Source organism: Proteus faecis (genome assembly GCF_030286765.1).
Lineage (GTDB): Bacteria > Pseudomonadota > Gammaproteobacteria > Enterobacterales > Enterobacteriaceae > Proteus > Proteus faecis.
In genome coordinates this window covers 275,102-287,776 of the sequence record NZ_JASVWV010000002.1, presented here as the reverse complement: position 1 = coordinate 287,776, position 12,675 = coordinate 275,102, and the positions used below count along the sequence as shown (strand labels likewise).

The window sequence follows — 12,675 nt, the reverse complement described above, 5'->3', positions numbered from 1 at the left end:
GCGACTATATTTCGTCTATCCAGCCAAGTGTTTGGTGTGCCAATTTATCTCTCATCATTGGAAGCAACTCCATCGTCATTAGCCCTAAGTTGCGAGAAACAATCAATGGCACACAACGATTTGCAAACACTTTCACCAACCCATCAGTAATAGAGATAGTTTTTTCTCTATCTTGTTGGCGAAGTTGTTGATATTGAGAGAGCACTCGATAACTACCAATATCAGTATTAGCATTAATCGCTTGGGTGAGCGTATTGGCAAGAGCCATAACATCACGTAAACCGAGGTTAAAACCTTGCCCTGCAATAGGATGAAGCGTTTGCGAGGCATTGCCAACTAACGCTAAACGATGACCAATAATTTGATTGGCTTTTTGTAGTGCTAAAGGGTAGCAATTGCGCTTGCCAATATGCTCTATTTTTCCTAAACGCCAGCCAAAATCACGCTGTAAATGCGCAATCGTTGTTTTATCATCCCACTGTAAAATTTCATCCAATTTTTCAATAGGATGACACCATACTAATGAGCTACGCCCTTCACTCATCGGTAACATGGCTAATGGCCCAAACTCGGTAAAACGCTCAAAAGCTTTACCTTGAGGGTCGATTTGCGTTTTGACATTAGCGATCACTGCAACTTGATGATAAGGCTCTCGTTGCCATTGAATATGGCACTGGCGACCAATAGGTGAATTAGTGCCATCTGCGGCAATCAGTAAATCACCAGATAATCGTGTACCATTATCAAGTGTTACCTCAACAAAATCGATATTACGTTGAACCTGTTCAACTTTGGCTGGGCAATAGAGCGTGATATTAGATTGTTTTTTTAACTTAGTAAAAAGTTGACGCCCTGCATCATGTAATTCAATAACATAACCCAGAGCTGAGATATCATAATCTTGTGCATGAATATTAACAAAACCACAATGACCTTTATCAGAAACATGAACATGATTAATGGGAGTAACAAAAGGTTTTAATGTTGACCAAAGCCCGATTTGCTCTAACCTCTTCGCTGTTCCATGAGCCAATGCGATCGCTCTTGCATCAAACCCTGGGTGCCCATTTTCAGGCTCTTTTGCTTCAATTAACGAAATTGAAATCTTACCTTTATTTAATGCAGAGAGTGCAAGTGCTAATGTCGCACCGGCCATTCCACCACCCACAATAATCACATTCATGCTGATTTTAGCCTTAAATTTTTCCTGCCATCAGAGCTTCAATTTCATCAGGATCTTTAACGACAGATGCCGTTAAATTCTCATTGCCGGTTTCCGTAATAACAATGTCATCTTCAATGCGAATACCTATACCACGATACTCTTGTGGTACATCTGCATCTGGCGCAATATAAAGTCCCGGTTCAATAGTCAGTACCATGCCCGGCTCTAAAATACGGTCACGCTCCGTGCCATAATGCCCAACATCATGAACATCAAGACCTAGCCAATGACTTAAGCTATGCATAAAGAAACGCTGATAGGCTTTTGTCTCAATAAGATGCTCGATTTCACCGTGCATAATGCCCAGTTTAACCAGTCCTTCGACCATGATATACACGACATGCTCTGTGACTTCTTTGATACTTGTGCCAGGTTTGTACAATTCCAAAGAAACATTGATGGATTTTAAGACGATGTCATAAATTTCGCGCTGTTGACGGCTAAATTTACCATTAACTGGGAAAGTTCGGGTGATATCACCTGCATAACCTTCATATTCACATCCTGCATCAATAAGAACTAAATCCCCATCACGCATTTTGGTTTCGTTTTCGGTGTAGTGCAAAATACAACCATTTTCACCGCTGCCGACAATACTGTTATAGGAAGGGAAACGCGCACCATGAGAGACAAACTCATGTTCAATCTCGCCTTGAAGTTGATATTCATACATACCTGGCTGACATTTTTGCATCGCACGTGTATGTGCTAATGCAGTAATTTTTCCAGCTTTACGCAGTAATTCAAGTTCAAAATCGGATTTAAATAGGCGTTGCTCATGAACAATTGGACGCCAATCAATAATAATTTGTGGTGCTTTTAAATTACGACGAGAACCTTTTCTTAAGGTTTCTAATGCATTAAAAACTATCTCATCAGCAAACGCGTATTCACCTTGAGCATGATAAACAACATCTAGCCCGTTTAATAATTGGTAAAGTTGTTCATTAACATCTTCATAAGGTAGCGCCTTATCAACGCCCAATTTTTCAGGTGCAGCTTCTTGCCCAAGGCGACGACCAAACCAAATTTCAGCGGTTAAGTCTCTAACACGATTAAAAAGCACACTATGATTATGTGTTTCATCACTTTTAATCAGCACCAGAATAGCTTCAGGCTCACTGAAACCGGTTAGATAAAGGAAATCACTATGTTGACGATAAGGATACTCACTATCGGCATTACGTTGCGCTGGTGGTGCGGCAAAAAAGATAGCTGCACTCGCAGGCTTCATTTGAGCTAATAAAGCCTGACGACGGGATAAAAATTCTTGCTTATTCATACCCACTCCTGTCTTTCATTTATCTTTATGGTTATCTAATTAATGATGAAATTAATGTAGTACACGTTGCTCATTTTGTTCGTTATTTTCTTTGTCTTTTGGTGCGACAAAAGTGATATAACAAAGTTGAACAGATACTTTTACATATTCACTGACTTCTTCAAGTGCATCTTCAAGTTCTTCTTGGTTTTCGTCTTCTTCGTAACCTAGCGCACCAATATTACGTAAATCCGTAATCACTTCGGTCAATTCTTTATGATCAGACAACTTAGGTTGAGCAACTCCCAGCCCTAAAAGAAAATGATTAACCCAACCCGCAAGCGCATCAGCTCTTGAAAAAACCGATTCAGACTCGTCAGGCACTAGCATAAAGAAGTTGAACACACTGTCATCGAGCTGTTCATAGGTGATGTGATAAAGCTCTTCAAGTGGCTCAGATAGCGTTTTAGGAAAAGCTAAACCTTCATTAGTCAGATCGTGCAATAAGGTTTTCCAACTGCTATCGCGCACTGCACCGCAAATAAATCCTGTAATCAAACCATGCATTTCAGCCGCGGTTAAAGGTACTGTATGTTGCTGTAATAATGCATCAATAGTTTGATAATTCGGTAATGTGTTCTGTTTTGACATAAGAATAAACGTCGCATTTAGGGGAATAGTTCAAGATATGCTACCATCAATAGAAGTCGCTGTACCAGTTAAGCCATGTTAATCATTGGAATTTTTGCAGTAATAGCGTTTAATACAGCGTTATAACCGTATACACTACTAAACACGTAGCACAGATTTTATGTCAGGAAGGAATCATGTCCGCACAACCCGTTGATCTTCAAATTTTTGGGCGTTCATTACGTGTCAATTGCCCACCAGAACAAAGAGATGCTTTACTGGCTTCTGCTGCTGAACTGGAACAACGATTACAAGATCTCAAAGAACGTAGTGGTGTTTCCAATACAGAGCACTTAATTTTTATCGTGGCATTAAATATGAGTCATGAGTTGGCAGAAGAAAAGTTAAAAACCAGAGACTATGCCTACAACATGGAAGAGAAGATAAAAATGCTACAACAATCCATTGAACAAGCTTTACACGATCAAGGCAAGCACCATGATCGCACTTTTTCAACAGCGAAGTAGATTTGTTCAGAAAGCATGCGTACACCACGAAATTCACAGATAATAGGTTGCTTTCTACAATTAAAATAATACAATAGTTCATAGATAAGGTGCTTAACGCACCCACCAAATTTCTCTGAGATGTTTGCCAGCGGGCCAGTCCCCTGAGCCGATATTCGAAACACATAGAACGTGGTGATCTGTTGCTTGTGAGCATACCCGATTCGTTCAGGCAGCCTAATGGTAGCAACACTATGTTCACCTTGGACCATGGGTTCAAGGGTTACAGCTTGCGGCGGCATCTTGGAGACCCCTACTAAAGTTCTAAACATTAGGTATTTTATAACTACTTAGTGTTTAGAACTTTTTTTATGCTTCTATTCTCATATCTTCAACTTCTTCGCTTTCTTACCTCTAAAGTGTGATAAATTGATTAGAATGATGGTTTCAGCTTAATACCAAGCACTTATTGATGGATTAATGAATGACGCATACTTCACTTTTTCAACAAAGAGATGAAATCCGCAAAACTATTCGCCAAAAACGACGTTTACTGACATTAGACGAACAACAACAGGCAGCTGAACAATTATGTAAGCAAGTTCTTTCTCACCCAAAAATCAAACATGCACAAACTATCGCACTGTTTCTTTCTTTTGATGGTGAAATTGATACATCTCCTTTGATCTCTCAGCTATGGGCATTAAATAAACAGATTTGCTTACCTGTATTACATCCATTTCATCGTCATCACCTCCTTTTTTTACGCTACACACCTTCTACTGTATTAGTTAAAAATCGCTTTAATATTTCTGAGCCTCCTTTAAATGTGAATATGGTTATTCCTATCTCTGATATTGATATTATTTTTACGCCGTTAGTGGCTTTTGATGCACTAGGCCAACGATTAGGTATGGGAGGCGGTTTTTACGATAGAACATTAGAAAACTGGCAACAAAAAACATTTTACCCAATGGGGCTTGCTCATACTTGCCAACAAGTTGAATATCTCCCGACCGCTACTTGGGATGTTCCATTGCCTGAAATTATTACACCAACAAAAGTATGGCACTTTTAATTTAAGTTTATATTAATACGTAGTTATATCATCTTTGTTTTTTTATATTTTTTTAAATTGAATTAATATCTAATAACTCTTTTATATAAAATAATTATAAAGGAGTTTAGACGAGAGATGAAATCTAATATAGAAAAAATAATAATAAGCATTAATATAATTCTAGAAATAATGGGAAAAGAAAAAAATACATCAAGCAATCAAAACACTATCAAATCATTAGAAGATAACTATAATTTCAAGTTAAAATCAAAAAAAATAGATGTCTTAATTAACACCCCATTATTACAGCCTGTTATTTTCTTTGATGAAAAAAACGAGCCATTCATTTTATTAAAGAGCAATCAACAAGAATTTCTTATTTTTTCCATAGAAAGAAAGGAAACCGAAATTTTAACTAAAGAAGATTTTATTAAAGTTTGCACGGGTGCAATATATCATCTTGAATTTAAAAACAAAAGTTACTTTAATATTTCTTGGTTTTTCCCTGTTTTTATGAAATATAAAAAAACATTTTATAGTATTTTATTCTATGCATTTACACTTCAACTATTAGCACTATCCTCTCCTCTAGTGATCCAAGTTATTATGGATAAAGTTATTATTCATAAAGCGCTATCTACTTTAGACGTATTAATTATAGGTTTAATTTTCATTGCTATTTCAGAAGGTGTGTTAAAGGGAATAAGAGAATATATATATCAACACATTGCAAATAAGATTGATATATTATTAAGTCTAAAACTGACATCTCATTTATTTAAATTACCACTCAGTTATTTTAAATCTCGTCCAACGGGAACCATTGTTTCTAGAGTTAAAGAGTTAGATATTATTAGAGATTTTATTACAAATATATTATTAATGGCTTTAGTTGATTTTTCGTTTATGTTTATTTTTATTGGTGTTATGGCGATATTATCTCTAAAGTTGACAATTATATTTCTTCTCACTATTCCTCTCTATTTTATTTTTGCAAAACTGCTATCACCAAAAATAGAAAAAAATGTTCAAGAATTATATGAAAAATCAGCGAGTAATGTGTCTTTTTTGACCGAAAGTTTAGGTGGAATAGAAACCATTAAAAGCCTTTCTCTTGAGCCAAGGTTTACCCAGCAATGGCACGAACAAATTCATCAATTAACCAATAAGGGATTAAAATTACAGAACATTGATAATTTCTCCCATTACATTATTTCAATTTTACATAAAATAACCGTAGCCACTATTTTATGGTTAGGTGCTTATGAAGTTATTTCACTATCAATGACTATCGGCCAGCTTATTGCATTTAACATGTTACTTAGTCAATGTTTACAGCCACTAGGAAAATCAATAGATATCTGGGGAAAATATATAAGAACAAAAGCAGCAATTTATAATTTACAAGATATTCTTAACCTTCCCCAAGAACAAGAAAAGGCAACGGTAAAAAATAAACTAAAAGGTGAAATCACGTTCAATCAGGTAAATTTTTACTATAAAGATAAAACTGCGCCTATTTTAAATGATCTCTCAATTCATATTAAACCTAATGAGATCATTGGAATTGTTGGTACATCAGGTTCAGGAAAAAGTACGTTAGCAAAAATGATTGTGGGACTTTATACACCGCAAACAGGTTTAATTACTCTCGATGGGATCCCTATTTCTCAAATTAACCCTATATCATTACGCCAGCAAGTAGGTTACATCCTACAAGATAATTATCTCTTTCATTTAAGTGTATTTAATAACATTCGATTATCTGTTCCAGATGCCTCTTTAGATCAAGTTATCTCCGTCGCTAAATTAGCAGGTGCGCATGATTTTATACTTAAACTTCCTCTTGGTTATGACACCATAATTACTGAAGGTGGAACCTCATTATCTGGTGGGCAACGTCAACGCATTGCTATTGCAAGAGCTCTTTTACCAGAACCAAAAATATTAATCTTCGATGAAGCAACAAGTGCACTTGATGATGAATCTCAGGCAATTATACAACGTCATTTACCTTATATCGCTAGAAATAAAACGGTTATTATTATTGCTCATAGATTATCAACAACAAAAATATGTAATCGTATTTTATTTTTAGAAAAAGGTCATATTGTAGAACAAGGAAGTCATGAAACTCTTATAAAAAAAGAGGGGCACTATAAAAAACTTTTAGCATTTCAACAGGGTAATAAATAATGAAATTTAATCTTAAATCACTTAATCTTTTTTCTTTTAAAAAATTTTTTATAAAAAAAGAAAAAATTAATTATGATTTTTATCCAAACCATATTGCATTAATTGAAAAACCACATACACCTTATAGCCATTATATTGCAATGTTACTTTCATTGAGTGTAGTAATATTACTATTTTGGTCTTATATTGGAAAGCTCGATATTCAAGCACCTGCAATAGGAAAATTAATCGTTTCAGGACATTCTCAGCGCATTCAAGTCTATGAACATAGTCGCTTAATGGAGATCCATGTTGAAAATGGTCAATTTGTTAATCAAGGTGATCCATTATTAACACTTGATGTTTTAGGGGTTGACGAAGAAATTAAAAAACTTCAGAGTCAGATAAAAATAACCTCATTATTAAAAACTCGCTATCAAGCATTAAACCAGAATGTTATACCTCAATCACTTAATCACTATAACTTACTGGATAGTAAAACACAGCAGTCTGTCGTTTTAAGTTATCAAAAAGAAAAAGAAGAGTTTGATTCTATTCTAAAAGGTATCGATACAGAAATAGAAATTTTGCATAAAAACAAAGCATTAATTAAAAAAGATCTTAATTCATTAATTATATTAAAAAATAATATTGAACATCGTTTTAATATTATTAAATCACTTTATGATAAAAAAATAATCAGCAAAATGGAATATTTAGAGAATGAAAAAGAACTTATTGATATTAATAGCAAAATAGCAACAAAAACTTCAGAGTCATCAATTTTATTAAGTCAAGAAAAACACCTTCAAGATAGCCTTGCTCAAACCAAAAAGAAGAAAGCGTTAGAGTGGTATGATAAATACAAACAATATGAAAATGAATTAGTTACTTATACACAAAGTTTAAATCATTTACAAAAAAGACAGCAATTAAAAATCATCAAAGCGCCTGTTTCTGGTACTGTTCAGCAACGAGAAGTTCATACGCTTGGTGCAGTTTTACAACCTTCTCAAAATCTTATGGTAATTGTACCTGAAACCCAAAGGAATATTGCTGAAGTTAATATTTTAAATAAAGATATTGGTTTCATCCGTAAAGATCAAAAAGCAATTGTAAAAATTGATGCCTTTCCTTATACACGATATGGCACCATTAATGGAAAAATTATTAATATTGCGAAAGATTCAGTCCAACATGAGCAATTAGGATTAGTTTATCCTGCTTTTATTGAATTAGATGAACAATTTATCAAAACGGAAAATGAAGAATACCCATTAACTGCAGGAATGTCTTTAGTTGCTGAAATTATTATCGATAAAAGACGAGTCATTGATTATTTATTAACACCAATAGATATTTATCGACATGAAGCATTAAGAGAAAAATAATAACACCATAATCAAAGAAAATACATATGAAAAATAAAACACAATATGATTCATCTATTATTGATAGTCTACTCTATATATCTAAAATAAATCAAAATGATTTAAAAAAAGAACAAATACTTCATTTTTTAGGTGATAGTAAAAAATTAACAAAGTGGAATATTATTGAAGTAGCAAACCTACTCAATTTAAAGTGTAATTTTGATATTATTGATATCAATCACAACAATAATATTGTCGGCGATATATTAATAGAAATAGATAATTTTTGGTTTATTTTAAAAGATAAGAAGAATGATGATTTATTTATTTTCAACCCTAAAGATAACACTTACAAAAAATACACTTTGTGTGTTGATAAAAAAATAAAAATATTGCGTGTCATTCAGTTTGAAAAAACATCTTTACTTGAAAAGTTTAGTTTAAAATGGTTCTTTCCTTCACTATTAAGGCAAAAAAAAATATTATGGTTCATTTTTATTCTCTCTTTTTGTACTCAATTATTCTCTTTAGCTAGCCCTATTATTTTTGAAAACTTTATTGATAAAGTATTAACGGGCAGAAGCTTATCTAATTTACATGTATTTGCATCTATTTTAGTTCTTATTGCGCTTATTGAACCCACTTATCTTTTTTTAAGAGATAAATTATATTCATTTGTCTCTTGTAAATTAGGTGCTGAATTTTCAGGTAAAACGTATCAACATCTAATTCGGCTACCAACTCAATTCTTTAATCAGCGCCAAGCAGGACAAATCATTTCTCGTCTACAAGAGCTCTCTAATATTCGTCAATTTATAGCGGGTTCTGCTTTTATGATGGTACTTGATCTTATCTTTATTACCTTGTTTATCTCTATAATGTTTTATTATTCAACATTATTAACATGGATAACATTAGGTGCGCTTACACTCTATTTTCTAACTTGGATTATTTTAGGCCCCATTATTCGTCATTGGGTTGAAGTGGAATATAAAGCCAATGCGGAAAACACAAGCTTACTAACAGAATCAATCAATGGTATTGATACAATAAAAATTACAGCAACAGAAATTTATTTTCTTAAAAAATGGCAACATAAGCTAACTTATCATATTCTTGCCCGTTTTTCTGGCGCTAAAAAAGCATTATTAGCGCAACAGATAATCATGACGATACACAAAATAGCGACCGCGATTATTTTATGGTATGGCGTGAAACGAGTCATGGACATGCAAATGACAATAGGCGAGCTAATTGCATTTAATATGTTCGCGGCACATATTACTCAACCTATTTTACGCTTAGCACAAATATGGCAAGACTTTCAGCAAACCACCGTGTCATTACAGCGCATTGGTGAAATTTTAAATACACAAACAGAACTCCAGCACCAAGGATTAACCTCTTTACCAAGTATTAGTGGTGAAATTACGTTTTCTCATGTTAATTTTCGCTATGCTGATAATACACCTGAAGTGATTAAAAATATTTCATTATCGATTCCTGCGGGAAAATTCATTGGCATTACAGGGCCTTCAGGCTCAGGAAAAAGTACCTTAACCCGTTTAATTCAACGCTTTTATACACCACAACAAGGACAAATTTATATTGATGGAATGGATATAGCCATTGCAGATCCACTTTCTTTAAGACAGAGTATGGGCATTGTTTTACAAGATAGTTTTTTGTTTAGTGGCACTATTGCAGAAAATATTCGTTTATCAAAACCTTATTGTCATGAAGATGAAATATATGAGGCAGCAAAACTTGCTGGGGCCTTTGATTTCATACAGCAATTACCACAAAAATTTAATACTCAAGTTGGAGAAAGAGGTAGTCATTTATCTGGCGGACAGCGTCAGCGCATTGCATTAGCAAGAGCGCTATTGCCAAATCCACGTATTCTTCTTTTAGATGAGGCGACATCTGCTCTAGATTATGAATCTGAAGCAGAGATTTTAGCCAATTTACCTTTAATTTGTAAGAATAGAACGGTGATCAGTATTGCCCATCGACTTAATACACTGGCTAATTCAGATTATATTTATGTCATTGATAAAGGTAGAATTACAGAAGAAGGCACCCATTCTAATTTATTAGAAAATGGCTCGCTCTATTACCATCTGTGGAAACAACAAACTCAATAATGGACAATTAAATAAAAAGGCTCGATTACCGAGCCTTTGATACATTAATTAATATTATCAGAAAAATTAATACAGCATACGAGCACGAATTGTGCCTGGTAATGCTTTGATTTTTTGTAACACTAATTCAGCTTGAGCCTTAGTTTGAGTTGTAATATCAATCACAACATAACCGACGTTACCTGATGTACGTAAATACTGTGCAGCTACATTGATATTTTCTTCAGTAAACACTTTGTTGATACTATTCATCATACCCGGACGGTTTTCATGAATATGCAGTAAACGGTTTACATCATCACCATGGCTTGGCAGAGAGACTTCAGGGAAGTTAACAGCAGATAGCGTAGAGCCATTATCTGAATATTTCGCTAATTTACCTGCAACTTCATAGCCAATATTTTCTTGAGCTTCTTGAGTTGAACCACCAATATGTGGAGTTAAGATCACATTATCAAATTTGATAAGTTCAGAAACAAACGGATCGTTCGGATCGTTATTTGCTCCCGGCTCCGTAGGGAATACGTCAACTGCAGCACCAGATAAATGCTTTGATTCTAGAGCTTGTGATAACGCAGGAATATCAACCACAGTACCACGAGAAGCATTGATCAGAATTGAGCCTGGTTTCATACGCTGAATTTCTTCATGCCCAATCATATTTTTTGTTGACGGTGTTTCTGGCACATGTAAGCTGACGATGTCACTCATATTCAACAGTTCAGAGAGATGACGAATTTGAGTTGCATTACCTAATGGCAGTTTGTTTTCGATATCATAGAAATAGACATCTAGACCCACACTTTCAGCCAAAATACCTAACTGTGTACCAATGTGACCATAGCCAATAATACCCAGTTTTTTACCGCGAGCTTCAAAACAGCCTTTGGCTTGTTTATCCCAAATTCCACGATGCGCTTTCGCGCTTGCTTCAGGGATACGACGCAATAATAACAGTAATTCACCAAGCACCATCTCAGCCACGGAACGAGTGTTTGAGAAAGGCGCGTTAAAAACAGGAATACCGCGACGAGCAGCAGCATCTAAATCAACTTGATTAGTACCGATACAGAAGCATCCCACAGCGACTAATTTTTCAGCCGCGGCAAAAATTTCTTCTGTTAAATGAGTGCGGGAACGAAGCCCCACAAAACGAGCATCGCGGATAGCTTCTTTTAATTCTTCGTCCGATAATGCGCCTTTGTGATATTCAATATTGGTGTAACCCGCAGCTCTTAAATTTTCTACTGCACTTTGATGCACCCCTTCAAGGAGTAGAAACTTTATCTTTTCTTTTTCCAAAGATACTTTGACCATTTACCCTGCCCTATCGTTATTACATTTAATGAAAACAAAATCCTGTCTCATCAACATAACAAAAATAGATTTTGTGGCAATACAACCGATTGCCATGATGACAGAATAAGCGGTAAATAAAGTGATTTTCTACCGAGTAAAATGATTTTGACTTCGAAAATGGCAGGATTTTAAAGAGAGATATAACTATCGTGTGATATATATCACTGAATTTGCAGTTTCTAAAATAATTTAAAAAAATAGGTAGCCATCGCTACCTATCTTAAAAAAATTACTTAATAGTTTTCACACCTTCAGATGTGCCCATTAAAACAATGTTTGCGCCACGGTTAGCAAATAATCCTACGGTTACAACCCCTGGAATACTGTTAATTTTGTTTTCCAGTTCAATAGGGTTAAGGATCGTTAAGTTATGAACGTCTAAAATAACGTTACCGTTATCTGTTACTACGTTTTCGCGATATTCAGGCAAACCACCCAATTTAACCAATTCACGAGCTACATAAGAGCGCGCCATTGGAATAACTTCAACAGGTAGAGGGAATTTACCTAATACATCAACTTGTTTAGATTCATCAACGATACAGATAAATGTTTTCGCTACACCAGCAATGATTTTTTCACGTGTTAATGCAGCCCCACCACCTTTGATCATTTGCATCTGGTGGTTAATTTCATCAGCACCATCAACATAGATATCTAAAGAATCGACTTCATTACAGTCGAAAACAGGAATGCCGTAACTTTTTAATTTTGCAGTTGATGCCTCTGAACTTGAAACGGTGCCTTCAATTTGACCTTTCATTGTTGCTAATGCATCAATAAAGTGAGAAGCCGTAGAGCCAGTACCAACACCCACAATCGTGCCTGGTTTTACATATTCAAGCGCCGCCCAACCTACTGCTTTTTTCAATTCATCCTGAGTCATTTAAAAAAACCTTATTTATCACATTAATGGATTAAGAATAGCATATTGCATTC

General features: G+C 34.8%; 10 protein-coding genes and 1 other RNA gene. 6 read left to right on the top strand and 5 right to left on the bottom strand.

The features are described 5' to 3' along the window. Positions 1-4: 4 nt before the first annotated feature. From ubiH to QSH13_RS05300, 3 genes are read right to left on the bottom strand one after another with little or no spacing between them, the layout of a single operon-like run. The gene (gene ubiH, locus QSH13_RS05310; protein ID WP_196544298.1) at positions 5-1,183 is read right to left on the bottom strand and encodes a 2-octaprenyl-6-methoxyphenyl hydroxylase; all 1,179 of its coding nucleotides are present in this window, start codon (positions 1,181-1,183) and stop codon (positions 5-7) included. Positions 1,184-1,196: 13 nt separating this feature from the next. Continuing rightward, positions 1,197-2,507: a Xaa-Pro aminopeptidase gene (gene pepP, locus QSH13_RS05305; RefSeq protein WP_109396877.1), complete on the bottom strand. Its 1,311-nt coding sequence runs from the start codon at positions 2,505-2,507 to the stop codon at positions 1,197-1,199. Between the two features lie 51 nt (positions 2,508-2,558). Next, on the bottom strand, positions 2,559-3,137 hold the full coding sequence (locus tag QSH13_RS05300) for a YecA/YgfB family protein (protein WP_109396878.1): 579 nt from the start codon (positions 3,135-3,137) through the stop codon (positions 2,559-2,561). A gap of 176 nt (positions 3,138-3,313) precedes the next feature. On the opposite strand from QSH13_RS05300, the gene zapA reads away from it, so the two are divergent. From zapA to QSH13_RS05270, 6 genes are all read left to right on the top strand, one after another. Next, positions 3,314-3,643 carry a cell division protein ZapA gene (gene zapA, locus QSH13_RS05295; protein ID WP_023581530.1) on the top strand — a complete coding sequence of 110 codons (330 nt, stop codon included), beginning with the start codon at positions 3,314-3,316 and terminating at the stop codon, positions 3,641-3,643. A gap of 109 nt (positions 3,644-3,752) precedes the next feature. Continuing rightward, positions 3,753-3,936, top strand: a non-coding RNA gene (gene ssrS, locus QSH13_RS05290) — 6S RNA. A 170-nt stretch (positions 3,937-4,106) separates the two neighbouring features. Then, a complete protein-coding gene (locus QSH13_RS05285; RefSeq protein WP_286038902.1) occupies positions 4,107-4,700 on the top strand; it encodes a 5-formyltetrahydrofolate cyclo-ligase in 594 nt (197 codons plus the stop codon). Between the two features lie 117 nt (positions 4,701-4,817). Continuing rightward, positions 4,818-6,878: a peptidase domain-containing ABC transporter gene (locus QSH13_RS05280; RefSeq protein ID WP_286038901.1), complete on the top strand. Its 2,061-nt coding sequence runs from the start codon at positions 4,818-4,820 to the stop codon at positions 6,876-6,878. Next, positions 6,878-8,248, top strand: coding sequence for an HlyD family type I secretion periplasmic adaptor subunit (locus QSH13_RS05275; RefSeq protein ID WP_109396881.1), 1,371 nt, complete (start codon positions 6,878-6,880; stop codon positions 8,246-8,248). The genes QSH13_RS05280 and QSH13_RS05275 overlap by 1 nt, the downstream gene beginning before the upstream one ends. 26 nt (positions 8,249-8,274) lie before the next feature. Further along, positions 8,275-10,377, top strand: a complete 2,103-nt coding sequence (locus QSH13_RS05270; protein ID WP_286038900.1) for a type I secretion system permease/ATPase — start codon at positions 8,275-8,277, stop codon at positions 10,375-10,377. A 66-nt stretch (positions 10,378-10,443) separates the two neighbouring features. Here QSH13_RS05270 and serA read toward each other — a convergent pair whose 3' ends face one another. Both serA and rpiA read right to left on the bottom strand, forming a co-directional pair. Beyond that, on the bottom strand, positions 10,444-11,694 hold the full coding sequence (gene serA / locus QSH13_RS05265; protein WP_109396883.1) for a phosphoglycerate dehydrogenase: 1,251 nt from the start codon (positions 11,692-11,694) through the stop codon (positions 10,444-10,446). Between the two features lie 271 nt (positions 11,695-11,965). Further along, positions 11,966-12,622 carry a ribose-5-phosphate isomerase RpiA gene (gene rpiA, locus QSH13_RS05260; protein WP_109406629.1) on the bottom strand — a complete coding sequence of 219 codons (657 nt, stop codon included), beginning with the start codon at positions 12,620-12,622 and terminating at the stop codon, positions 11,966-11,968. Between the last annotated feature and the right edge of the window lie 53 nt (positions 12,623-12,675).